The sequence below is a fragment of the Streptomyces sp. NPDC025793 genome, from assembly GCF_055558375.1.
This window is the reverse complement of record NZ_JBVHMR010000005.1, coordinates 301,219-324,414: the sequence shown is the minus strand read 5'-3', so window position 1 is coordinate 324,414 and position 23,196 is coordinate 301,219. Positions and strand designations below refer to the sequence as shown.

Below are 23,196 nucleotides of genomic sequence, written 5' to 3'. Positions count from 1 at the left end.
CGCGCTTGGCAGAGTCATGGATGGCCGGTCCACCGCCGGTGCGTCCGACGGGAAGGAGCACGCCCGACATGGCAGAGACCGCAGCCCCGGCCCCCACCCGGGCACTCGTCCTGGGCAACCCCGCCTCCGGCAGCCACTCGCCCGAACTGGTCGAGGAGGTACGCCAGTTGTGCGCCTCCTGCCTGGAGCACACCGAGGTGCACCTCACCACCGGACCGGGCGATGCCACGGCCGCCGTGCGCCGGGCCCTGGGGCGGCCGGCCGCCGCCGCCCCGGGCGCGCCCGATCTGATCGTCGTCATCGGCGGGGACGGCACCGTCCGCGAGGCCGTACAGGGACTCGTGCCCACCGCCACGCACGCCGCCCTCGCGGTCGTGCCCGGCGGCACCGGCAACTCCGGCTACAAGATGCTGTGGGGCGAGCGGCCCTGGAGCGAGTCGCTGAAGGCGATCCTGACCGACACCGGCGTCGGCGGCAGCGTCCGGCTGCGCCGCCTCGACCTGGCCCGCCTCGCCGAGACCCGCAACTACGTGTACCTCGGCGCCTGTTCGGGCGTGATCGCCGACGCGCTGCTCACCGCCAGGCAGCTGCCGCTGAGGGGCCGGGAGCGCTACGCCCGCGCCTATGCCGACACGGCCGCCGGATACCCGCCGTACCCGGGCCGGGTGACGGTCGACGGCCGGGTGGTGCACGAGGGCCCCACGGTCCTCGCCAACGTCGGCGGGGGCCGCTACCGCGGCGGCCGGTTCCTGGTGCTGCCCGACTCGCTGCTGGACGACGGACTGCTGGACGTCTGTGTCATCGGCGGCGGCGTCCCGGCGGACCAGGTGCCCGAACTGACCCTGAACGCCGCCCACATGAACCATCCGGCGACCGTCTACGCCCGCGGGCGCACGATCACCGTCGAGCGCACCGACGGCCGCCGCCTCCCGCTGGAGCACGACGGCGAGTACCAGCCCGGCATCGGCAGCGCGGCCACCTTCGAGGTGCTCCCCGGAGCCCTCCCGGTGTGGGCGCCGGCCACCCCCTGAACCACCTGTCCGAGAACCGAAGTTGTACACCACGAAGGAGATCGCCCGCATGAGCGACCTGACCACCACCGTCACCCGCTACCTCGACATCTGGAACGAGGCGGACGCCGACAAGCGCGCCGCGGCCATCGCCGAGCTGTTCACCGCCGACGCCCCGTACATCGACCCGCTCGCCGCGGTCGAGGGCCACGAGGGCTTCGGGGCCGTGGTGGCCGGTGCCCGCGAGCAGTTCCAGGGCCTCGCCTTCGAACTGCACGGCACCGTCGACGCCCACCACAACCAGGCCCGCTTCCAGTGGGGCCTGGTGACCGAGCCGGGCGCCGAGCCGATCGCCATCGGCTTCGACGTCCTCGTGACCGACGACGCCGGCCGGATCAAGGGTGTCTACGGCTTCCTCGACAAGGTCCCGGCCGCGTAACACCGCCCACGCACGTCCGACCCTGCGGGAGCACCGGGACCGTCGGTGCTCCCGCAGCCGTGTCCCCCTCGACGCACGGAAGGTGTATCCGCCATGACCGCCGTCCTCGCGGAGAGCGTCGCCCGGGCGCTGTGCGCCGACTGGGGCGAGCCGTACGGCACCCCGTCCCGGGTCGGCCGCCGCCGCGCCCCCGCCGACACCCCGCTGCGCGAACTGTCGCACTGGGCCGCGACGCTGCGCCCGAGCGACATCCCGTGCCGGGTGCTGAAACTGGCCGCGAGCCAGGTGCTCTCCCAGGTCGCCTCCATCCGCGCGGGTCTGCAACACCCGCTCGGCAGACGGCTGGTGGCCGCCTTCGGGCACCCCATGCAGCGCGATCCGCGCCAGGCGGCCGGGGTGTTCGCCGCGCTCGGCTCCTGGCTCAACCTGGACGACACCGCGTACGCCGGGCACCTGTCGAACTCCACGGTCGCCGTGCCGCTCGCCTTCGCCTACGCCCGTCGGCTGGACGGGCTGTCGCTGCTGACCGCGGTGGTCGCGGCCAACGAGTGCGCGGCCCGGATCACCGCCTCCGCGACCCTCGGTCCGCTGCGCGGCCAGAGCGCCGTGCACACCCACCTCGCCGGGGCGGTCGCCGGACGGCTGCACTGCGACCGGGCACCGGCGACGCACTTCGAGAACGCCTTCGGACTGGCCTTCGCGATGCCCAACTGGCCGCTGATGCGCGCCTTCCTCGCCAGCGACGCCCGGCTGTTCAACACCTTCACCCCGGTGCGCACCGCGATGGACGCCTGCGACGCCGCGTACGCGGGGCTGCGCGGGGCGCCCGACATCATCGAGCACAGCGACGGCTTCCTCGCCCGGTTCGCGACCGTGCCGTTGCCGCAGGCCGTGGCCAAGGGGCTCGGCCGCCGCTGGCACACGGACACCCTCTCGTTCAAGATGCACCCGGGCGGCCCCGGCATCGACGCCGCCGTGGACTGCGCGGCCGAGATCCACAGGGAACTCGGCGCACTGCGGCCGCAGGACGTGGCCGAGGTCGTCGTCGAGGCCTCCCTGTACACCCTGTTCGCGGGGGAGCGGGCCGCCCGCTACGTCACCGGCCCCGGCTCCCCGCTGGGCGCGCTGGTCCTCGACGTGCCGTACCCCGTCGCGACCACGCTGCTCACCGGCGGGTTCGGTGTGGACGACTTCTCCTCGCCGCACCTCGACGACCCCGACCGCTGGGCGCTGGCCAAGCGGATCCAGCTGCGCCACGACACCGACATGACCCGCGAACTCTTCCTGTCCGACGCGCCGTTCGGCGAGGCGGTGCGCGAGGCCGGCGAGCTGGCCGTGCCCTGGCTGCGCAACTTCGGCGGGGACGAACTGGTCGATCTGGTGGGCGCGTTGGAGGCCGACGGCCGGGACTTCTCCCGCTCCACCAAGGCGACCGGCGCCCGGGTCACCGTACGGCTGACGGACGGCCGTACGCTCTCGCGCACCCGGCTGATCCCGATCGGCGCGGCGGGCCCCGAGACCCGGGCGGCCCACTCCGACCTGGTGCGCGAGAAGTTCCTGTCGGTGGGCGGCGCCCAGGAGGTCGCCGACACCGTGGACCGCCTGCACCGCATGCGCCCGCGCGCGGTACGCCGCTGGATCGAGACGGCGTTCCTGGACTGACGGCCGGCGGTTCGGCAGGCCCCTCAGGGACGCCGTCGAACCGCCGTCTCCCCCGCCGGACGGCTCAGCGCGGCGACGAACTTGTACCGCGACCCCCGGTACACCGAGCGCACCCACTCCACCGGGGTGCCCTGCGCGTCCCGGGAATGCCGGGACAGCAGCAGCATCGGCAGCCCCACGTCCGTGGCGAGCAACTGCGCCTCGCGCGGGGTGGACAGCGAGGTCTCGATGGTCTCGTCGGCCTCGGCGAGATGGACGCCGTACACCTCGGTGAGCGCCGTGTAGAGCGAGGGCCGGTCCGCGAGCGTGCGGCGCAGTCCGGGGAAGCGCCGGGCGGACAGATGGGTCGTCTCGATCGCCATCGGGGCGCCGCTCGCCAGCCGCAGCCGCTCGATGCGCAGCACCCGCTCGCCGAGCCCGATGCCGAGCAGCCCCGCCAGTTGTTCGTCCGCCGGGATCTCCCCGATGTCCAGCATCCGTGAGGCCGGGGTGAGTCCCTGGGCGCGCATGTCCTCGGTGTGCGAGGTCAGCCGGAGCGTGCGGTACAGCTTGGGCTGGGCGACGAACGTGCCCTTGCCCTGGATCCGGTCGAGGCGGCCCTCGCCCACGAGTTCCGTGAGCGCCTGCCGGATCGTGGTGCGTGAGGTGTCGAACCGGACGGCCAGCAGCCGTTCCGCGGGCATGGCCGAGCCGGGCTGCAACGCCTCGGTCATGGCGAGGAGTTGCTGCTTGATCCGGTAGTACTTCGGCACGCGCGCGGTGCGGCCGGGCGCCCCTTCGTACGACTGGGCGCTGCTGACGTCGGTGGTCATGCCTGCCTTCCCGGCTGTGTCGACGGTCTCCCGTTATAGCGGTCGACTGCCTTATGGTCTAGTCCAACGGTCCGGTGTCACGGAGGGCCGGGACGAAGGGGGCGGATGCGGACGGACGCCCTCCGGTGACGTTCTCGTAACGGCCGGAATCGGCTTCCGGGACCACCCTTGACACCCCGAAAGGTCTAGGCCAAGCTCCACCGTACTGGTCTACACCATTAGTGGCCAGGTCCCGAGCCCTGTGTGCACCAGCGTCGTACGCAGATCACCGCCGAGGGCGTGGGGGGCAAGTGGCATCCCTGAGGAGGGTGGCGTGAAGCGCAAGCTCGCTGCCGCGATCACGATCGCGGGCATGATGGTCTCCGTTGCGGCGTGTGGCGGGAACAGCAAGGACGACTCCAAGGACGCGGGACCGAGCAGCTGGAAGGGTCAGACGCTGACCGTCTGGACCATGGACGGCTCGGCGCCGCCGCAGTGGACCAAGGACGTACAGGCCGCCTTCGAGAAGCAGACCGGCGCCAAGGTGAACTTCCAGATCCAGAAGTGGGACGGGATCCAGCAGAAGATCACCACCGCCCTCTCCGAGAACACCCCGCCGGACGTCCTGGAGGTCGGCAACACCCAGACCCCCGCCTACGCGGCCACCGGCGGCCTCGCCGACCTCGCCGACGTCAAGAAGGAGATAGGCGCCGACTGGACGCCGTCGGTCTCGCAGTCCTCCGTCTACGAAGGCAAGCAGTACGCCGCCCCCTGGTACTTCGCCAACCGCGTCGTCATCTACAACAAGGCGATCTGGGCCAAGGCGGGCATCACCACCACCCCGAAGACCCGCGACGAGTTCTTCAAGGACCTGGAGGCCATCGGCAAGAAGACCGACGCCGAGCCCCTCTACCTGCCCGGCCAGAACTGGTACTTCCTCGACGGCCTCATCATCGGCCAGGGCGGCGAGCTGGTCACCAAGCAGGGCGGCAAGTACGTCTCCAACCTCGCCGACCCCAAGGTCGCCGCGGCCATGGAGCTCTACAAGAAGTACGCCTCCTACTCCAAGGCCCCCAAGGACAAGGACGAGGCGACCCCGCAGCAGGCCCAGGTCTTCGCCAAGGGCAAGACCGGCGCGTTCATCGGCATGGGCTGGGAGGCCGCCACCGCCATCCAGGCCAACAAGGCCATCGAGAAGGACCTCGGCTACTTCACCATCCCCGGAGCCGGTGCCGACAAGCCCGAGGGCGTCTTCCTCGGCGGCTCCAACCTGGCCGTCGCCCAGAACAGCAAGCACCAGTCCCTGGCCAAGGAGTTCCTGAAGGTCGCCCTGTCCGACCAGTACGAGGGCGAACTGGCCAAGCTCAGCGGCATCGTGCCGAACAAGGCGTCCCTGGAGGGCAACGTCAAGGGCAACCCCGCCGCCGAGGCCGCCGCCCCCGCCGCGGCCGGCGGTGGCACCACCCCGCTCATCCCCGAGTGGGCCGCGGTGGAGAACACCCCGAACCCGATCAAGTCGTACATGACCTCGGTCCTGAACGGCAAGGACCCCGCGGCGGCCGCCAAGGACGTCGAGTCCGAGATCGACAAGCGCCTGGCCCAGCAGAACTGAGCAGTCCCGGGGGCGCCCGCACCCGGCGCCCCCGGCGCAGTCGTTCGTACGGCCGGTTCGGCCACGGAAGAGATGACAACTCATGTCAGTGCAGACCGAAGGCACGGACACGGCCGGGGAGCCCGCTGTCCGCAAGGCCCGGACGGCGGGGCCGCCGACGGGTGAGGACCGCGGCTCCCGGTCCCCGTCCCGCCGCGGCGCCGCCGCCCCCTATCTGCTCCTGCTGCCGGCGCTGCTGGCCACCCTGGTCCTGCTCGGCTGGCCCCTGGTGAAGAACGGCATGCTGTCGTTCCAGAACCTCAACCCGCGCCAGCTCATCCAGCACCTCACCGAGTGGAACGGGACCGACAACTACAAAGAGGTCCTGACGGGTTCGGACTTCTGGCACGTCGTCGAGCGCTCCATCGTCTTCACCGCGATCAACGTCGCCCTGATCATGGTGCTCGGCACCCTGATCGGGCTGCTGCTCGCCCGCCTCGGCAGGAAGATGCGGCTGCTGCTCATGATCGGCCTCGTCCTCGCCTGGGCCATGCCGGTCATCGCGGCCACCACCGTCTACCAGTGGCTGTTCGCCCAGCGCTTCGGCGTCGTCAACTGGGTCCTGGACAAGCTGGGTTGGCACTCCATGGCCGACTACAACTGGTTCGGCACCCAGACCTCCACCTTCTCCGTGGTCATCCTGCTGCTGGTCTGGGAGTCGATCCCCTTCGTGGCGATCAACCTCTACGCCGCCACCACCACGATCCCCAGGGAGCTGTACGAGGCCGCCGCCCTGGACGGCGCCGGCGCCTGGAAGAGCTTCACCTCGGTGACCTTCCCGTTCCTGAAGCCCTTCCTGTACTCGACGACCTTCCTGGAAGTCATCTGGATCTTCAAGGCGTTCCCGCAGATCTTCGCGATCAACGAGGGCGGCCCGGACCACCTCACCGAGACCCTGCCGATCTACGCCTTCGTCCAGGGCGTCGGCAACCAGCACTTCGGCGTCGGCGCGGCCATCTCGTTCCTGACCATCCTGGTGCTGCTCGTCATGACCTCGTACTACCTGCGCATGGTCCTCAAGCAAGAGGAGGACGAGCTGTGAAGCGCTCGCTCTTCGGCCGCATCTGGCCCAACGCGACGGCCGTCGTCCTCTTCGCCGGCCTCGTGTTCCCCGTCTACTGGATGTTCGCCACGGCCTTCAAACCGACCGGCGACATCATCTCCGAGAACCCCGTGTGGTTCCCGACGCACCTCACCTTCAGCCACTTCCAGAAGGCCGTCGACGCGGACAACTTCTGGACGCTGGTCGGCAACTCCGTGACGGTGACCGTCTGTTCGGTGCTGATCTCCCTCGTCATCGCCCTGTTCGCCGCCTTCGCCCTCGCCCGGCTGCGGTTCAAGGGCCGGCGCGCCTTCATCGTGACGTTCATGCTGGCGCAGATGGCCCCCTGGGAGGTCATGATCATCGCCATCTACATGATCGTCCGCGACGCCGACATGCTGGACAGCCTCGTCCCGCTGACCGCCTTCTACGCCGTCATGGTGCTGCCCCTGACCGTCCTGACGCTGCGCGGCTACGTCGCCGCCGTGCCGAAGGAGCTGGAGGAGTCCGCGATGGTCGACGGCTGCACCCGCACCCAGGCCTTCGTCAAGGTCATCTTCCCGCTGCTCGCGCCCGGTCTGATGGCGACCTCGCTGTTCGGCTTCATCACCGCCTGGAACGAGTTCCCGCTCGTCCTGATCCTCAACAAGGCCAACGACAAGCAGACCCTGCCGCTGTGGCTGTCGCAGTTCCAGACCGCCTTCGGCGACGACTGGGGCGCCACCATGGCCGCCTCGTCCCTGTTCGCGCTGCCCATCCTGATCCTCTTCATCTTCCTGCAACGCAAGGCTGTCAGCGGTCTGACCGACGGCGCCGTGAAGGGATGACCCCGCCGATGACCACACTCGCCACCGGCCCTGACACCCTCACCCGGGACGCCCTCGCCGTCCTCCAGCCGGGGTTCGACGGCACCACCGCACCCGACTGGGTGCGCCGCCGCCTCGGTGAGGGCCTCGCCTCCGTCGCCCTGTTCGGCCGCAACGTCGTCACCGAGGAACAGGTCACCGCGCTCACCGGGCAACTGCGCGCCGAACGGGACGACCTGCTCGTCGCCATCGACGAGGAGAGCGGCGACGTCACCCGCCTCGACGTGCGCACCGGCTCCTCCTTCCCCGGCAACCACGCCCTCGGCGCCGTCGACGACCCCGACCTCACCCGGGCCGTCTCCCGCGAGCTCGGCCGGCGCCTCGCCGCCTGCGGCGTCAACTTCGACTGGGCGCCGTCCGCCGACGTCAACGCCAACGCCGACAACCCCGTCATCGGCGTGCGCTCCTTCGGCGCGAGCACCGGCCTGGTCGCCCGGCACACCGCCGCCTGGGTCGAGGGCCTGCAGTCCACCGGCGTCGCCGCCTGCACCAAGCACTTCCCCGGCCACGGCGACACCAACGTCGACTCCCACCACGCCGTACCCCGCATCGACGTCGACGCCGAGACCCTGTACGCCCGCGAACTGCCCCCGTTCCGCGCGGCCATCGCCGCCGGCACCCGCGCGATCATGAGCGCGCACATCCTCGTCCCGGCCCTCGACCCCGACCGGCCGGGCACCCTCTCCTCGCGCGTCCTCACCGACCTGCTGCGCGACGAACTCGGCTACCGGGGCCTGATCGTCACCGACGGCATGGAGATGCGCGCGATCTCCGGCACCTACGGCCTGGAGCACGGCGCGGTCCTCGCCATCGCGGCCGGCGCCGACGCCATCTGTGTCGGCGGCGGCCTGTGCGACGAGGGCACCGTCCTCGGCCTGCGGGACGCGCTCGTGGCCGCCGTGCGCTCCGGCGAACTGCCCGAGGAACGGCTCGCCGACGCCGCCGCCCGGGTACGTGACCTCGCCCGCTGGACCGCCGAGGCCCGCACGGCCGGACCGGGCACCGCACCCGACCCCGCGATCGGCCTGATCGCCGCCCGCCGCGCGCTGCGCGTGACCCGCACCGGCGCCGTCGCACCGCTCGACACCCCGGTGCACGTCGCCCAGTTCGAGCCCGCCCGCAACATCGCCGTCGGCGACCAGACCCCCTGGGGCCCGGCGACCGAACTGCGCCGCCTGCTGCCCGGCACCACCACCGGCTCCTGCACCGGCGACGACGCCGCCGCGCAGGTCCTCGCTGCCGCCGGCGGCCGCCGCGTCGTCGCCGTCGTCCGCGACGAACACCGGCACCCCTGGATGGCCGCCGCCCTCGACACCCTGCTCGCCGCCCGCCCCGACACGATCGTCGTGGAGATGGGCCTGCCCCAGGCCGCCCCGCGCGGCGCCCTGCACATCGCCACCTACGGCGCCGCCCGCGTCTGCGGCGTGGCGGCGGCCGAGGCCGTCGTCGCCGGCTGACCGAAGCGGCCACCGCCGGCCGCCCGCACCTGCGCGGGCGGCCCGCTCGATCGTGCTCTTCTCCCGGATCTCAACCGCACGTGCTCGCACTTGTTCGACCTTGTTTTCCAGAGGAATCGCATGCAGACGCCCTACCCCTTCCTCCATCGCGCCGCCTCCCCGCGCCCCTACTTCAGCGCCGACGGCGAGACCTACCTCGCCCCGACCCCCCTGCGCGACCTGAAGAAGTCCCAGCCCCTGCGGGTGCTCTCGGAAGACGACTTCGCCTTCTGGCAGACGTACGGCTACGTCGTCGTCCGCGAGGCCATCACCCCCGGCGAGGCCGCACAACTCCTCGACTTCGCCTGGCAGTTCCAGGGCCTGGACCCCGACGACCCCGAGTCCTGGTACGAGGAGCCGGAGTTCCGCTCCGAACTCGACCGGCACCTGTTCATCTACGGCTTCGTCGAGGCGTACCACCACCAGCTCCTCTGGGACAGCCGCCAGAGCCGTCGGGTCCACGACGCCTTCGCGGACGTCTGGGACTGCGAGGAGCTGTGGGTCACCCTCGACCGGCTCAACCTCAACCCGCCCAACGTCCGCACCCGTTCCCGCTCCCTGATCGAGCCCACCGACGAGGGCTTCGACATCGAGCTGCACTGGGACGTCGACACCACCGTCGCCGTACTGCCCCAGCGCGTCCAGGGCATCATCGCCCTCAACGACACACGGCCCGAACTCGGCGGCTTCCAGTGCGCCCCGGAGCTCTTCCGCCGCTTCGAGGAGTGGCGCCTCGCCCAGCCACCGGGCCGCGACCCCGTCCGCCCCGGCACCGACCGAGCCGGGTTCCCGGTGATCCGCCCCGACCTCCAGGCCGGTGACCTGCTGATCTTCAACGGGCTGCTGGCGCACGGCGTCGCACCGAACCGCTCTGACAACGGTGTCCGAGCCGTCCAGTACCTGTCGATGATGCCCGCCCTGGAGGAGCACACCGCCCTGCGCGACTCCCGCGTCGCCTCCTGGCGCACCCTCGCGACCCCCGACTGGAACGCCACCCTCCTCGGCGACGCCCGCACCCCCGAGGCCCACCGCTACGGCCCCGCCACCCTCGACCCCCTGGGCAGAAGACTCCTCGGCCTGGACTCCTGGACCACCCCGGCGGAAGAGGCACCGTGAACCGCGTCTGCCTCTGCCTGCCCACGAACCGCCCCTGCCCCGCCACCATCGCCGCCCTCCACCAGGAAGCCGGCTACGCGGCCGAGCGTTTCGACGCCGACGTCCAGGTGCTGATCCTCGACTCCTCCGACGAGCACACCCGTGCCGCACACACCCGGGTCGTCGCCGGACTGCCCCGGACGGCCGGCGTCACCGTCCACCACCTCGACGAGGACGCCCAGCGGGTCTTCCTGCTCCGGACGATCGAACGCGCGGACCTGCCCGACCCCGACCGGCTGCTCGGCCTGCTGCTCCCGCCCGCCGTCTCCTACGGCGCCTGCACCGACCGCGCCTTCCTGCTCGCCGCCGCCCTCGGCTGCACCTCGCTGCACCGCAGGGACTCCGACAGCGCCTACCAACACCACGCCGGACGACCGGTGTTCCCTGTCCACCACGAGCTGCCGTTCCTGGGCCGGCCCGCCCAGGAGGCCACCGCCACGGTCACCCGCACCACCCTCACCCCGGACCGTTTGTCCCGCCCTGTCTCCCTCGCCGGAGCCTCCTTCATCGGCGAACTCTCCGTCGACATCGCGGAGATACGCCGCACGGACGAGGGCGTCTACCACGACGTGGTGAGCCTGTGGGCACCCGGCGGCTGGCCCGAGGAACGCAAGAAGGCCCTGGTCGAGGAGTCCTTCACGGGCGCGGGCACGATCCCCTTCACCGCCGACCTCTCCACCCTCACCGTGGTCGACCCGATGCGCGTCGACATGTGCAACGTCGCCTTCGACCGGGACATCTACGAACGCGTCCCGCTGCCCCCCGCCACCGACACCATCGGCAGCGACTACTTCCTCCTCCACCTCGTCCACGACGCCGGCCTGCCCGGCATCCTGCACAACCGCCACATCGAGAACTTCCACACCCCCGAGCGCCGCACCGACACCGGCTTCCCGGCCTACCAGCGCCGCTTCGTCAAGTTCCTGCTCTCCATGCTGTACTTCCACGACGTCTACGACCGCATGACCGACGCGGGCGACACCCTGCTGGACACCGGCCACCGTGTACGCCCCGACCGGATCGTGGAGTTCCTGCGCGCGAGCACCGGACTGGACCGCGCGGAGAACATCTGGCGCCTGGACAGGGTGGACACGGCGTACCGGAAACTCGGCGGCCGCTATGCCGGATTCGCCGACCGACTCGCCGACGAACGCGACCGGTTGCTGGGCGAGGCCGAGGCGGACATCGAGTCCTTCGCCCACCTGATCGAGGCCTGGCCGGCCCTGATCAAGGCAGCCACTCCATGAACGCCCCGCACCCGAGCGACGCTCTCACCACCTCGCTCGCCGGCGCCGACAGCGACCGCATCGTCTACGACCTCACCGGCATCGAGCGCCAATACGACGTCCTGGCAGGAGAGCTGCCGGACGCCCGCATCCGCTTCGCCCTGAAGGCGTGCCCTGAGGACGAGGTCCTGCGGGCCCTCGCGGAACGCGGCGCCGGCTTCGACGCCGCAAGCCCTGCCGAGATCGGGCAGGCGCTGCGCACCGGCGTCACCCCCGCCCGCATCCACTACGGCAACACCGTCAAGTCCGACCACGACATCGCCGAGGCCCACCGCCTGGGTGTCCGCACGTTCGCCACCGACAGCGTCGAGGACGTCCGGGCCATCGCCCGGCACGCCCCCGGTGCCCGGGTGTTCTGCCGCCTCGCCACCAGCGGTGAGGGCGCCCTGTGGGGCCTGAGCCGCAAGTTCGGCTGCGCCCCCGACGACGCCGTCCGCGTGCTGGAGACGGCCCGCGCGGCCGGACTCGCCCCGGCCGGCCTGTCCGTGCACGTCGGCTCCCAGCAGATGACCTGCGAGGCCTGGCAGCAGGCCCTCGACACCCTCGCCGGGACCATGGCCGCCCTGGCCGGGCGCGGGATCGTACCCGACCACGTCAACCTCGGCGGCGGCCTGCCCGCGCTCGGCTACCAGGACCGCCACGGCAACCCCCTCGACCCGCCCCTCGACAAGATCCTCACCGTGCTCCGCGAGGGCATGGACCGCCTGCGGGGCCTCACCCCCGCCCCGCTCGCCTTCGTCCTGGAGCCGGGCCGCCACCTGGTCGCCGACCACGGCGCCGTCCGCGCCCATGTCTCCCGGCTGACCCGCCGCCGGCAGCCGGACGGCACGGACGCCTACTGGCTCTATCTGAGCTGCGGCAAGTTCAACGGCCTCTACGAGATGGACCAGTTGACACACCGGATGGTCTTCCCCGGCCACCCGGACGAGCGGGAGCACGTCCACGCGGTCGTCGCCGGGCCCACCTGCGACAGCGACGACGCCTACGGCGACGGCCGCCACCCGGTGCGCGTCCCCGCCTCCCTCACCTCCGGCGACCCGGTCTGGATCCTGTCCGCCGGCGCCTACGCCACCAGCTACATGACCCAGGGCTTCAACGGCATCCGCCCGCTGCCCTGTGTCTGCGTCCGCGGCCAGGAAGGACACGACTGACATGCGAGACCTCATACGGGAGGTCACCGACGCCGACTGGCCCCAGGTGGCGGCCCTGGAGGCCGAGGCGTACGCGGGCACCTCGCTCACCGAGGGCGAGGCCGCGCTGCGGTCCCGGGCCGCCGCCGGCACCTGCCTCGTCCTGGACCGGGGCGGCCGGGTCACGGGCTACGTCCTGGCCCTGCCGTACCCGAGATTCCGCTGCCCCGACCTGAGGCGCCCCGAGGACACGGTCGCCTGTTCCGCCAACCTCCATCTGCACGACATCGTCATCGCGACACCCCAGCGCCGACGAGGGCTTGGCACGCGCCTCGTCCGCCACCTGACGGACGTGGCCCGGGCCCGCGGCTTCGCGACCATGTCGCTGATCGCGGTCGACGGCAAGGAGCCCTTCTGGCGGTCCAACGGCTACCGCCCCCACCCCGAGGCGAGCCCGCCCGCCGGCTACGGCAGCGGCGCGGTCTACATGTCGGCCCGGCTGACCGCACCGCGGGAGGCGAGCTGATGACGACCCCCTCCTTCCCGCGCGCCAAGTGGTCCATCGCCGCGCTCTTCTGCTTCCTCGGCTTCCAGTACGGCACCTGGGTCTCGCGCCTGCCCGCGCTGAAGACCCGCCTGGACCTCGGCGCCGGGGAGGTGGGCCTGCTGCTGATGGCCTGCGGGGCCGGGGCGGCGGCGTCCTTCCCGCTGGTCGCCGCCCTGATGCGACGCCTCGGCTCCCGGCGCCTGTCGCTCGCCTCGGCCGCGTGCCTGATCGCCGTCCTGGCCGTGCTGTCGGCCGTACCGGACTACCCTCTGGCCCTGCTCGCCGTCTGCGCGGACGGGGTCCTGGTCGGCTGCCTCAACGTCGCCATGAACGCCCAGGGCGCGGCGCTGGAGAAGACGTACGGACGCACCGCGATGTCCCAGCTGCACGCCACCTTCAGCGCGGGCCTGCTCGCCGCCGCCCTGCTGGCCTCGGGCGTGACCACACTGACGGCGTCCGTCCCGGCCCATTTCGCCCTCGCCGGTGCCCTGTTGCTGCTCCTGCTCGCCGTCGCCCGCCCCGCCCTGCTGCGCGACACGGACCCGGTGACGCCCAACGAGCCGAAAAAGAAAGGCCGTTGGACCCTGCCCTCGGCGACCACGCTCCTCATGGGCTGCGCGATGGCCTTCGGCACGATCGCCGAGGGCGCCATGAACGACTGGTCGACCCTCTATCTGAAGGACGTCGTCAGGGCGTCCGCGACGGTCGCGCCCCTGGGCATCGCGGTCGTCTCCGTGATGATGCTGCTGGCCCGGGCGTGCGCGGACCGCTGGCGCACCCGCTGGGGCGACGGCCGGGTGGTCCGGGCCGGGAGCGCCGTCGCCGCCGCCGGCCTGGCCGTCGCCCTGGCGGCCGGGGGAGTGGTCCCCACCCTCCTCGGCTTCGCCTGCGTCGGCCTCGGCGCCGCCGCCGTCACCCCGTGCGTCTACGTCGCCGCCGCCGGCCACGGCTCGGACGCGCTGGCCCTGGTCGCCGCGATGGGCACCACGGGCCTGCTGGCCGGGCCCGCCCTGATCGGCTTCGTCGCGAGCGCGACGAACCTGACCCTGGGCATGGCGGTGGTCGCCGCCTCCGCGCTCACCGTCACCCTGACGGCGTTCCGCATCCCCTGGCGCACCCGGGAACCCGCCCCGGGGGAGGGAGAGAACCTGCCGCCGGTCGCGGTGCCGTAGCGGCTGCGGGGGGTGTCCGGAGAGGGCATCCCGCTGGTGTGGCGTTCCCCGCGGGGACCGGCGTGGCCGTTTACGCTCGCACTCGGACCGATCGTGCTGGTCGGAGCAGAGTCGGGGCCGGGCGCCGCACGGACGAACACCGGGAGGGCAGCGCGGGTGACGTCACGTCGACGATTCCTCGGGGTGACGGCCGGGGTCACCACCGGCCTCACCGTACCCGCCGGATCGGCGGCGTACGCGAGGCGGTCGGGTGAGCGCAAGGGCACCGTCCTGGCCAGCGCGATCCGCCCCCGGCGGTTCGCGGTGCCCCTGCCCGTACCGCCCCGCGCCCGCCCCGCTCGTAGTGCCGACGGCACCGATTTCTACGACATCACCCAGCGCGAGGGGTCCGTGGAGATCGTCCCCGGGCTGAGGACGACTGTCTGGGGCTACGACGGCATCTTTCCCGGCCCCACCTTCACCGCTCGCTCGGGCCGCAGGATGGAGGTACGGGTCCGCAACCAGCTGTCCGTGCCCACGTCCCTGCATCTGCACGGGGGCGTCACCCCGCCGCACTCGGACGGCTACCCGACCGATGTGCTGGTGCCCGCGCGGTGCGGCGCCGCGCTCAAGGCAGGGGAGGTGACGCACGGCGGCATGGGCGGCACGCAGGCCCCGGTCGTCGACTGGACGGTCTCGGAGGGCCACAAGACCTACACGTACCCGATGGACCAGCGGGCGGCGACGCTCTGGTACCACGACCATCGGATGGACTTCAGTGCCCCGCAGGTCTGGCGTGGCCTGGCCGGGATGTTCCTCGTCCACGACCGGGAGGAGGATGCGCTGCCGCTGCCCGGGGGTGAGCGGGACATCCCGCTGATGATCTGCGACCGTTCCTTCGAGGAGGACGGTGCCTTCCGGTATCCCGGCCATTCGCCGACCTGCACCGGCACCCCGGGCGTCCAGGACGCGTACATGGACGGCGTCCTCGGCGACGTACAGCTGGTCAACGGCGCCCCCTGGCCGCAGGCGGAGGTCTCCGCGACCCGGCACCGCCTGCGCCTGCTGAACGCCTCCAACGCCCGCCGCTACCACCTGGTGCTGGAGAAGGAGCACGGTGGCAGGCTCCCCTTCACGCAGATCGGCGGCGACGGCGGCCTGCTGGCCGCGCCCCAGCACCTGACCGGCATCCCCGTCTCACCGGCGGAACGTTTCGACGTGGTCGTGGACTTCACCGACTGCCCGGTGGGCAGTCACGTCACCCTGGTCAACACCCTGGCGGACGGCCGTATGCGCCAGGTCATGCGGTTCCGGATCGCCCGCAAGGCGAAGGACCCGAGCCACGTCCCGGCCCGCCTCTCGCGCTTCACGGCCCTGCGTCCGGCGTCGGCCGTCGCCACCCGGCACTTCGACTTCCGCCGCTCCGGCGCCGTGTGGACCATCAACGGCCGCCCTTTCAGCACCTCGGAGTTCCTGGCCCGCCCGCGCCTGGGCACGGTGGAACGCTGGCGCCTCACCAGCGACCGCCACCACCCGGTGCATCTGCACATGGCCCATTTCCAGGTGCTGTCGCGCGGCGGGCGGGCGCCCGAGCCCACCGACGCGGGCTGGAAGGACACGGTCGACGTCCGCCCGCACGAGGTCGTGGACGTGCTGGTCCGCTTCCGCGGATACCGGGGCCGGTACATGCTCCACTGCCACAACCTGGAGCACGAGGACATGGCGATGATGGCCAACTACCAGGTGGTGTGAGGACGAACCCGGCCCGCCGGTCCCCGCCCGTCTACGGAGTCAGCCCTGTCTTCGCGCAAGCGGCCCGCAGCTGCGGTGTGCAGATCTGGGCGACGGTGTACACACCGTCGTTGACAAGGGTCTGCTTGATGTTGGCGGTTGTCACGGCGACCGGGGTGAGGAGCACGGACGGAATGTGGCGGGTCGTGGGGCTGTCGATCGTCGTCGTGGCGATGGCGTGCAGCTTCTCGCCGCGGCCCAGGGCGACAGCCATGGCGGCGGCTGCTTCGGCTTCCGCGCGGAAGGACTTGTACACCGTCATGGACTGCTCGCCGCTGACGATGCGCTGCACCGCGTCGAGGTCGGCGTCCTGGCCGGTGACCGGTGGAAGGGGACTGACGTGGGCGCTCTTGAGTGCGGTGATGACGCCTGCGGCCATGGCGTCGTTGGCGGCCAGGACGCCGTCGATCCGGCCCGGGCCCAGGGCCGAGATGGCGGCGGACATGTTGGCGTTCGCGTTGTTCGTGCTCCAGCCCAGGGTGTCGTAGGAACGGCCGATCTTCACCCTGCCCCGCAGGACGGACAGCGCACCCCTCTTGTACGACGCGGCGTTGGGGCTGGTCGGGTCGCCGTTCAACATGACGATGGTCCCGCCCTTGGCCGCGGCGTGCATGGCCGTGAGGAGAGCCTGGCCCTGCAGCGTGCCGACCTTCACGCCGTCGAAGCTGACGTAGCCCGAGATCGGCCCGTCGGCGAGCCTGTCGTAGGCGACGACGGGGACGCCCGCGTTGCGCGCCTCCTGGACGGAAGAGCGCTGCGCCCTGTTGTCGGTGGCGCCGAGGATGAGGACCCTGACTCCCTTGGTGATCATGGCGATCATCTGTTGCCGCTGGGCCGTCGAGTCGTCGTCGGCGTTGCCGTAGATGACGTTGCAGTGCGGGCAGAGCTGTTTCACCCGTTGCTCGATCAGCGGCTTGTCGGAGTGCTCCCAGCGTGGCACCACCCGGCTCGGCAGCAGCAGGCCGACGGTGAAGCTCTCCGTGGTGGCTGTCCCCCCTCCTGTGCAGGCGGCCGAGGGCATGGCCAGCAGGCCCGCGACAAGCGCGCCGACGACATACCGCGCACGGGGCGTCACGCGTTGGCTACGACACGTCATGAGCGGCCCCCGTCCTCGGCGCCTGGTCCTGCGCCCACCGAAGCCGGTTCACGACGCGGTACCGCTATCTCGCTGCACACCTGCTTGCCGCCGGCCACGGGCACCGTGCCGAAGGACTCCGACATCGCCTCGACCAGGAGCAGACCCCGGCCGCCGGTCGACTCCCAGTCCACGATCACGGGCCTGGCGGGCGCCCGCGGAGAGGAGTCGCTCACGCAGACACGCACCCGGTCCCCGCGGAGCATCAGGTCGAGACGGACCGGGCCCTGGGTGTGCACCAGGGCGTTGGTGACGAGTTCGGACACCACCAGCAGCACCGGGTCGGTGGCTTCTTCGACCTTCCAGCGACGCAGCGTGCGCGCGGTGAACCGGCGGGCGTGCATGACGGCGTCGGGCAGCCGCCACACCACCCAGCCCGACCGGATCGGCCGGGTCTTCATGCCGTCGTAGCGCAGCAGCAACAGCGCCACGTCGTCCTCGCGACGGCCGACGTCGCCCAGCAGGTCGTCGGCCACCCGCCCGGGATCCGACGGGTCGGCCGCGGCGAGGGTGGCGCGCGTGCGGCGCATGCCCTCGTCCAGGGACAGGTCGACGGCCTCGATCAGCCCGTCGGTGACCAGGGCGAGCATCGTTCCGGGCGCCAGTGCCACCGCGGTCATCGGGAAGTCCGCGTCCATGGAAATGCCCAGCGGAAGGCCGCCCTCGACCTCGACCTCCTCGGTGCTGCCGTCGGGATGGCGCAGCAGCGGTGCGACGTGCCCGGCCCGGACGAACAGGACGTCGCCCTCGTCCATGTCCAGTTCGGCGTAGCAGCAGGTGGCGAAGAGATCCGTCTCCATACCGACAAGGAGGCGGTTGGCGTGCGAGACGACCACGTCGGGCGGGTGGCCCTCCACCGCGTACGCCCTGACCGCGGTACGCATCTGGCCCATGATCGTCGCGGCTGCGGCGCTGTGGCCCTGCACGTCGCCGATGACCAGCGCCACCCGGTCCTCGGAGAGAGCGATCACGTCGTACCAGTCGCCGCCCACCTGCAGTCCCCGCCGGGCGGGCAGATAGCGGGCGACGGCGATCCCGCCGGGAAGCTCGGGCAGACGTCGCGGCAGCAGGCTGCGCTGCAGCATCGTCGCGAGTTCCTGTTCGGCGTCATAGGCGTGGGCGCGGGTGAGGGCCTGGCCGGCCAGTGAGGCGGTGGCGGTCAGCAGCGAACGTTCCTCGGGGACGAACTCGTGCGGCCGGTCCCAGCCGATCAGGCACACGCCGACGACCCGGTCCCGTGCGGGCAGCGGCAGGACGGCAAGGCCTCCGGGGCCGATGCCGTCGAGTCCCGCTTCGAAGGCTGTGCCTGTCGGCCACAGGTCCATACGTCCGTCTCGCAGTGCCATCCGCAGGGTGGGCAGGGCACTGAGGGGTGCGTCGGGCCACTCCGAACGCCACTGGAGACGCCATGTCTGCGGCCAGGCGGCGGGCTGCGGCGGGTCGAGCAGGGTGACCTGGAGCCGTTCGTGCTGCAGCTCGGCGAACGCCACCCGGTCGGCGCTCAGGGGTCCGCGCAGTGCGGTGACCACCACGTGACTGACGTCGCGCACGGTGGTGGCCTTGTCGAGTGCGGCGGTCAACCACTGGATCCGGGAGACGTCGTCGGCGCCCCGGTGCAGGACCGAGGTCGCCGTCACCACGCCCAGCACCCGCTCCGGCCGGTCGTCGGCAGCCGCCGCCACGCGGCACCTCAGGCTCAGCCAGCGCATCCCGCCGGTGGGGCAGCGGACGCGGAAGTCCAGTTCCCGTCGGCCGAACGTCTGGGCGGACGGCTCCAGCACCGACATCAGCGCGTGCAGGTCTTCCGGCAGTGCGTGCGCGAGCAGGGAGTCCGCCTTGCCGTCGAAGTCGTCCGGCCTGATGCCGACCAGTTCGCGCAGCGTCTCGTCCGCGTCGATCGCACCGGTTTCCGGCACCAGGACGAAGGAGCCGACGCGCATGCGGCGCAGTGCGGAACTCAAGGGTGCCGGCGGCGTCCCTCCCCCGGCCCCGGCCCCGGCCTCCAGCACTCCGGCGACCGCGTCGGCGTAGCGCTCCAGGAAGCGCTGCTGCCCGGCTTCGAAGCCGTTCTCACCGGCGCCCACGACGACGAGGCAGCCGAGCCGTCTGCCCTCGGCGCCGAGGGGCAACGCACCGAGCGATGTCCGGGCCCGCGGCGGCGCCGGACATCCCTCGGGGTAGGAGGCGAGTGCCGCGGGGGTCAGCCACACGGGGTGGAGGGCGCGGAAGGCGTGGGCCGCGGGCGAGCCGCCGGACAGGACCAGACGCTCCGGTAGCCCGTACTCGGCGGGGGCGCATCCGGCCGTGTCCACCGACCGGAGGTCGTCAGAGCCTGCGCCGGGCACATAGAGCACTGCCAGCTCTGCTCCGGCGAACGTCAGGGCGCGGACGCTCACAGGCTCCGGCCCCGGTGGTGAGCTGGTGTCCGCGACGCCGGCCTCGGCTGTCCCCGGCTGCGAGAGTCCGCCCCCGGCACTGCCGTCGTGAGGCATGTCCGCATCTACCTCCCGTCCGTGCCGGGGTACCGACCGGCCATCGCCTGGGCACTCCCTTTACCAGAATCGCACAGAGGGATGAACCGGACAGATCGCCGTGGTGTCGACTGCGTGGCACCGGGTTCGCAGTTCACCGTGGCCGGTGTCACACTGACGGCGTGGTCGTTCTGCCACTTTCGCCCGGTCCGGGCGGGTGTGGGCCGAGACCCCGCCTCGCCCCGGTGGGCCATGCTGCCGCACCGCCGTTGCAGCCGCGTGGCTCCGGGGAGGAAGGAGGCCTCGCGCATGAAAGCCTGCGTCCGGGACACCGCCCTTGCCCTGGCCGCGGTCTCGACGGCCGTGTCCCTCACCGCCTGCGGATCGGGCGCCGGGAACACCTCCGGCGCAGGGAGCGCGCGGAAGATCGGCGTGCTGCTGCCGGAATCCACCACAGCCCGCTGGGAGACGCAGGACAGGCCCCTGCTGGAGCGGAGGATCCGACAGCTGTGCGGCGACTGCACGATCGAGTACGCCAACGCCAAAGGTGACGTGGCCATCCAGCAGGAACAGATGGACTCGTCGATCGCCAACGGGGTCGATGCCATCGTGCTGACGGCCGTCGATGCCAGGGCCATGGGCGCCTCGGTCGGAAAGGCGGCCGCCGCGCACATCCCGGTCATCGCCTACGACCGCCTCGCCGAGGGCCCGATCTCGGGCTACGTCTCCTTCGACGGCCAGGAGGTCGGCAGGCTCCAGGGCAGGGCACTGCTGACGGCCATGGGCGCCAAGGCGCACGGCGGCCGGATCGTGATGATGAACGGCGACTCCGGCGACCCCAACGCGCTGTCGTTCAAGCAGGGCGCACTGTCCGAACTCCGGGGGAAGGTGACGATCGCCAAGGAGTACGACACACCCCAGTGGAGCACGGAGGCGGCGAACCGGAACATGTCCGGAGCCATCGCCGCCCTGGGCGCCGGCACCATCGACGGCGTCTACGCCGCCAACGACGGCCTCGCCGCCGGCAGTATCGCCGCCCTCAAGGCCAACAAGGTCAGCCCGCTGCCCCCCGTCACCGGGCAGGACGCCGAGCTCACAGCCGTACGGCGCATTGTCAGCGGCGATCAGTACATGACGGTCTACAAGCCGTTCGGACCCGAGGCTGCCGCCGGCGGCGCCATGGCCGTGGCCGCCGCGCGTGGCCAGCGCCTCGACGGGGTGGCCACCAGGCGGGTGAAAACCCGCAGTGGCGCGGAGGTTCCGGCCGTGCTGCTCACTCCGGTGCCCGTGACCCTTGCCACCATCAAGAACACCCTGGTGAAAGACGGCGCGTACACGCTCGAACAGATCTGCACCCCGCCACTCGCGGACGACTGCCACAAGGCCGGGCTGACCTGACAGGCGGGACCGGCCGGCCCCAGGCCCGGGAAGGAGATGGTTCTCTTGCCGCCCCCCTTGCTCGCCCTGCACGGCGTGTGCAAGCGCTTCGGCGTCGTCGAGGTCCTCCGGGACATCGAGCTGGAGATCCACGCCGGCCAGGTCCTCGCCCTGCTCGGCGACAACGGAGCTGGCAAGTCCACCCTGGTCAAGGTGATCTCCGGGGTCGCCCCCGCGGACAAGGGGAGCATCGAGTGGGAGGGCCGGCCCGTTCACATACGGCGTCCCCAGGAAGCCCGGGACCTCGGCATCGCCACCGTCTACCAGGACCTGGCGCTGTGCGGAGGCCTCGACGTCGTCGGCAACCTCTTCCTCGGACGGGAGATCCGCAGGTTCGGCTTCCTCGACGAGGTGGAGATGGAGCGCCGCACCGGACAGTTGCTGGAGCGCCTGACCCGGAGCGTCCCCGATCTGCGCGCCCCCCTGGTGTCACTGTCCAGCGGCCAGCGGCAGACCGTCGCCGTCGCCCGCTCGCTCCTCGGCGACCCGCGCGTCCTTCTTCTGGACGAACCGACCGCGGCGCTGGGGTTCGAGCAGACCACCGAGGTCCTCGACCTCGTCGACCGTCTCCGCGACCACGGCCTGGGGATCCTGCTCATCAGCCACAACTTGGGCGATGTGAAGGCCCTCGCGGACCGGGCCGCCGTGCTGCGGCTCGGCCGCAACAACGGCTTCTTCGACGTGAGCACCGCCTCCCAGGAGCAGATCATCTCCTCCATCACGGGCGCCACGGACAACGCGCCCCGTCGGTCGGCCCACCGCGAGGCCGAGTGGTGAAAGGGATGCGTGACATGCCGGACGAGACGCGGGCCGATCCCGCGGCAGCCACCGCAGAGGCCCGTCAGCGCCGGGCCAGGAGGGTCGTCACCCGTGCCGCGGCGGGCTGGATCGCCGTCCGGCGGCGCAGGCTGAGCGCCGGCGAGCTGGGCTACCTTCCCGTCACCCTCGTTCTCGCCGCGGTCTGGGTCATCTTCCAGTGCATCAACTCCGCCTTCCTCTCGCCCCGTAACCTGTCCAACCTCAGCGTGGACATCGTGGGCACGGGCCTCATCGCGGTCGGCATGGTCTTCGTGCTGCTGCTCGGTGAACTCGACCTGTCGGTCGGCTCGATCAGCGGGCTCGCCGCCGCGGTCTTCGCGGTGCTCAACGTCAACAACGGCGTGCCGGAATGGCTTGCCCTGATCGCCGCCGTGCTGACGGGCACCGCGGCAGGAACCGTCCAGGGGTACTCCGTCGCCAGGACCCGGGTGCCGGCCTTCGTGGTCACCCTCGCCGGGCTGCTGACGTGGAACGGCCTCATGCTCGCCATCCTCGGCACCAGCGGCACCGTCAACCTCGACGAGAACGGGCTCATCGCCCACCTGACCAGCTACTACTTCACCAACGCCGGCGTCGCCTACGCGGTGGCGGCACTCGCCACAGCCCTGGTCTTCCTCACCTCCTACCTGAACAGGCGCCGCCGCAGGGCCGTCGGCATGCCACACCGCCCGCTGCATACCATCGGGGCGCGCACAGGAGCAGTGGCGGTGATCGCGTTCGCCTCCGCCTATCTGCTGAACCAGTTCCAGGGCCTGCCCCTGGCTCTGCTGATCTTCCTCGCCGTGGTGGCGGGCCTCGACATCGTGCTCCGGCGCACGCCCTACGGACGGCAGGTCTACGCACTGGGGAGCAGCATCGAGGCGGCCCGTCGCGCCAGCCTCGGCGTGACCGGCGTTCAGACGGCTGTGCTCGCGGTCTCCGGCACCCTGGCGGCGACCGGCGGCCTGTTCCTGGCCTCGCGCATCACGTCGGTGAGCCAGAGCTCCGGCTCCGGCGTCCTGCTGCTCAACGCCATCGCTGCGGCCGTCATCGGCGGCACCAGCCTGTTCGGAGGACGCGGTACGACCTGGTCCGCAGTGCTCGGCATCCTGGTCATCCAGTCGATCGCCTCGGGCATGGCCCTCACTGACACGCCCACCGCCGTCCAGCTGGTGATCACGGGCGGGGTGCTCTTCGCCGCGGTGGTCATTGACTCACTGTCCCGACACACGCAGCAGGCGCACGGGCGCGCCTGACACGTCCACGGGCGGCGTCGGCGCTGTCCACAGCGACCCGGGCGGGGCGTCGGGGCCGGATACGATGAGAGATTTTCGCATG

At 71.7% G+C, this 23,196-nt stretch carries 18 protein-coding genes and 1 pseudogene; 16 read left to right on the top strand and 3 right to left on the bottom strand.

Translation table 11 applies throughout. The features are described from left to right. Positions 1 to 68: 68 nt before the first annotated feature. From ACZ4MF_RS13770 to ACZ4MF_RS13760, 3 genes are all read left to right on the top strand, one after another. The gene (locus ACZ4MF_RS13770) at positions 69 to 1,031 is read left to right on the top strand and encodes a diacylglycerol/lipid kinase family protein (protein ID WP_467492209.1); all 963 of its coding nucleotides are present in this window, start codon (positions 69 to 71) and stop codon (positions 1,029 to 1,031) included. A 49-nt stretch (positions 1,032 to 1,080) separates the two neighbouring features. Continuing rightward, complete coding sequence (locus ACZ4MF_RS13765; RefSeq protein ID WP_467492208.1) at positions 1,081 to 1,449, top strand: nuclear transport factor 2 family protein; 369 nt, start codon at positions 1,081 to 1,083, stop codon at positions 1,447 to 1,449. A 93-nt stretch (positions 1,450 to 1,542) separates the two neighbouring features. Continuing rightward, complete coding sequence (locus ACZ4MF_RS13760; RefSeq protein WP_467492207.1) at positions 1,543 to 3,111, top strand: MmgE/PrpD family protein; 1,569 nt, start codon at positions 1,543 to 1,545, stop codon at positions 3,109 to 3,111. Between the two features lie 23 nt (positions 3,112 to 3,134). On the opposite strand, the gene ACZ4MF_RS13755 is transcribed toward ACZ4MF_RS13760, so the two are convergent. Further along, positions 3,135 to 3,923 carry a GntR family transcriptional regulator gene (locus ACZ4MF_RS13755; RefSeq protein WP_467492206.1) on the bottom strand — a complete coding sequence of 263 codons (789 nt, stop codon included), beginning with the start codon at positions 3,921 to 3,923 and terminating at the stop codon, positions 3,135 to 3,137. 313 nt (positions 3,924 to 4,236) lie between these two features. Here ACZ4MF_RS13755 and ACZ4MF_RS13750 point away from each other — a divergent pair, with 313 nt between their 5' ends. From ACZ4MF_RS13750 to ACZ4MF_RS13705, 10 genes and pseudogenes are all read left to right on the top strand, one after another. Continuing rightward, positions 4,237 to 5,514, top strand: a complete 1,278-nt coding sequence (locus tag ACZ4MF_RS13750) for an extracellular solute-binding protein (RefSeq protein WP_467492205.1) — start codon at positions 4,237 to 4,239, stop codon at positions 5,512 to 5,514. Positions 5,515 to 5,596: 82 nt separating this feature from the next. Further along, positions 5,597 to 6,595, top strand: a complete 999-nt coding sequence (locus tag ACZ4MF_RS13745) for a carbohydrate ABC transporter permease (RefSeq protein WP_467492204.1) — start codon at positions 5,597 to 5,599, stop codon at positions 6,593 to 6,595. After that, positions 6,592 to 7,422 carry a carbohydrate ABC transporter permease gene (locus tag ACZ4MF_RS13740; RefSeq protein ID WP_467492203.1) on the top strand — a complete coding sequence of 277 codons (831 nt, stop codon included), beginning with the start codon at positions 6,592 to 6,594 and terminating at the stop codon, positions 7,420 to 7,422. Before ACZ4MF_RS13745 ends, ACZ4MF_RS13740 begins: the two co-directional genes overlap by 4 nt. 8 nt (positions 7,423 to 7,430) lie before the next feature. Further along, positions 7,431 to 8,918 (top strand): glycoside hydrolase family 3 protein, encoded by a 1,488-nt coding sequence (locus tag ACZ4MF_RS13735; protein ID WP_467492202.1) that lies wholly within the window; start codon positions 7,431 to 7,433, stop codon positions 8,916 to 8,918. Between the two features lie 120 nt (positions 8,919 to 9,038). After that, positions 9,039 to 10,073, top strand: coding sequence for a phytanoyl-CoA dioxygenase family protein (locus ACZ4MF_RS13730; RefSeq protein WP_467492201.1), 1,035 nt, complete (start codon positions 9,039 to 9,041; stop codon positions 10,071 to 10,073). Next, on the top strand, positions 10,070 to 11,359 hold the full coding sequence (locus tag ACZ4MF_RS13725) for a DUF6271 family protein (RefSeq protein ID WP_467492200.1): 1,290 nt from the start codon (positions 10,070 to 10,072) through the stop codon (positions 11,357 to 11,359). Before ACZ4MF_RS13730 ends, ACZ4MF_RS13725 begins: the two co-directional genes overlap by 4 nt. Beyond that, a complete protein-coding gene (locus tag ACZ4MF_RS13720) occupies positions 11,356 to 12,549 on the top strand; it encodes a type III PLP-dependent enzyme (RefSeq protein ID WP_467492199.1) in 1,194 nt (397 codons plus the stop codon). The genes ACZ4MF_RS13725 and ACZ4MF_RS13720 overlap by 4 nt, the downstream gene beginning before the upstream one ends. Position 12,550: 1 nt before the next feature. After that, a complete protein-coding gene (locus ACZ4MF_RS13715) occupies positions 12,551 to 13,054 on the top strand; it encodes a GNAT family N-acetyltransferase (RefSeq protein WP_467492198.1) in 504 nt (167 codons plus the stop codon). Then, positions 13,012 to 14,247, top strand: a pseudogene (locus ACZ4MF_RS13710) (MFS transporter); the annotation flags it as partial. The gene ACZ4MF_RS13715 and the pseudogene ACZ4MF_RS13710, both read left to right, overlap by 43 nt. A gap of 156 nt (positions 14,248 to 14,403) precedes the next feature. After that, positions 14,404 to 15,978 carry a multicopper oxidase family protein gene (locus ACZ4MF_RS13705; protein WP_467492197.1) on the top strand — a complete coding sequence of 525 codons (1,575 nt, stop codon included), beginning with the start codon at positions 14,404 to 14,406 and terminating at the stop codon, positions 15,976 to 15,978. A gap of 31 nt (positions 15,979 to 16,009) precedes the next feature. Here the strand turns inward: ACZ4MF_RS13705 and ACZ4MF_RS13700 are convergent, their stop codons facing one another. Both ACZ4MF_RS13700 and ACZ4MF_RS13695 read right to left on the bottom strand, forming a co-directional pair. Further along, a complete protein-coding gene (locus tag ACZ4MF_RS13700; RefSeq protein WP_467492196.1) occupies positions 16,010 to 17,113 on the bottom strand; it encodes a sugar ABC transporter substrate-binding protein in 1,104 nt (367 codons plus the stop codon). Continuing rightward, entirely contained in the window at positions 17,110 to 19,644 is a 2,535-nt protein-coding gene (locus ACZ4MF_RS13695) for a SpoIIE family protein phosphatase (protein WP_467492195.1), read from the bottom strand. The genes ACZ4MF_RS13700 and ACZ4MF_RS13695 overlap by 4 nt, the downstream gene beginning before the upstream one ends. Positions 19,645 to 19,932: 288 nt before the next feature. Between ACZ4MF_RS13695 and ACZ4MF_RS13690 the strand changes: the two genes are divergently transcribed. The 3 genes from ACZ4MF_RS13690 to ACZ4MF_RS13680 are packed head-to-tail and all read left to right on the top strand — an operon-like array spanning position 19,933 to position 23,114. Then, entirely contained in the window at positions 19,933 to 21,021 is a 1,089-nt protein-coding gene (locus tag ACZ4MF_RS13690; RefSeq protein WP_467492194.1) for a substrate-binding domain-containing protein, read from the top strand. A gap of 36 nt (positions 21,022 to 21,057) precedes the next feature. Continuing rightward, a complete protein-coding gene (locus ACZ4MF_RS13685; protein WP_467492193.1) occupies positions 21,058 to 21,837 on the top strand; it encodes an ATP-binding cassette domain-containing protein in 780 nt (259 codons plus the stop codon). Between the two features lie 5 nt (positions 21,838 to 21,842). After that, positions 21,843 to 23,114 carry a sugar ABC transporter permease gene (locus ACZ4MF_RS13680; protein ID WP_467492192.1) on the top strand — a complete coding sequence of 424 codons (1,272 nt, stop codon included), beginning with the start codon at positions 21,843 to 21,845 and terminating at the stop codon, positions 23,112 to 23,114. Positions 23,115 to 23,196 lie beyond the last annotated feature (82 nt).

What these genes read in the sequence shown, in the direction of transcription:
- ACZ4MF_RS13715 (WP_467492198.1), top strand. Translation starts at nt 12,551, where the DNA reads ATGCGAGACCTCATACGGGAGGTCACCGACGCCGACTGGCCCCAGGTG.
- ACZ4MF_RS13700 (WP_467492196.1), bottom strand. Translation starts at nt 17,113, where the DNA reads ATGACGTGTCGTAGCCAACGCGTGACGCCCCGTGCGCGGTATGTCGTC.
- ACZ4MF_RS13735 (WP_467492202.1), top strand. Translation starts at nt 7,431, where the DNA reads ATGACCACACTCGCCACCGGCCCTGACACCCTCACCCGGGACGCCCTC.
- ACZ4MF_RS13690 (WP_467492194.1), top strand. Translation starts at nt 19,933, where the DNA reads ATGAAAGCCTGCGTCCGGGACACCGCCCTTGCCCTGGCCGCGGTCTCG.
- ACZ4MF_RS13680 (WP_467492192.1), top strand. Translation starts at nt 21,843, where the DNA reads ATGCGTGACATGCCGGACGAGACGCGGGCCGATCCCGCGGCAGCCACC.
- ACZ4MF_RS13760 (WP_467492207.1), top strand. Translation starts at nt 1,543, where the DNA reads ATGACCGCCGTCCTCGCGGAGAGCGTCGCCCGGGCGCTGTGCGCCGAC.
- ACZ4MF_RS13755 (WP_467492206.1), bottom strand. Translation starts at nt 3,923, where the DNA reads ATGACCACCGACGTCAGCAGCGCCCAGTCGTACGAAGGGGCGCCCGGC.
- ACZ4MF_RS13685 (WP_467492193.1), top strand. Translation starts at nt 21,058, where the DNA reads ATGGTTCTCTTGCCGCCCCCCTTGCTCGCCCTGCACGGCGTGTGCAAG.
- ACZ4MF_RS13745 (WP_467492204.1), top strand. Translation starts at nt 5,597, where the DNA reads ATGTCAGTGCAGACCGAAGGCACGGACACGGCCGGGGAGCCCGCTGTC.
- ACZ4MF_RS13770 (WP_467492209.1), top strand. Translation starts at nt 69, where the DNA reads ATGGCAGAGACCGCAGCCCCGGCCCCCACCCGGGCACTCGTCCTGGGC.
- ACZ4MF_RS13720 (WP_467492199.1), top strand. Translation starts at nt 11,356, where the DNA reads ATGAACGCCCCGCACCCGAGCGACGCTCTCACCACCTCGCTCGCCGGC.
- ACZ4MF_RS13695 (WP_467492195.1), bottom strand. Translation starts at nt 19,644, where the DNA reads ATGCCTCACGACGGCAGTGCCGGGGGCGGACTCTCGCAGCCGGGGACA.
- ACZ4MF_RS13765 (WP_467492208.1), top strand. Translation starts at nt 1,081, where the DNA reads ATGAGCGACCTGACCACCACCGTCACCCGCTACCTCGACATCTGGAAC.
- ACZ4MF_RS13730 (WP_467492201.1), top strand. Translation starts at nt 9,039, where the DNA reads ATGCAGACGCCCTACCCCTTCCTCCATCGCGCCGCCTCCCCGCGCCCC.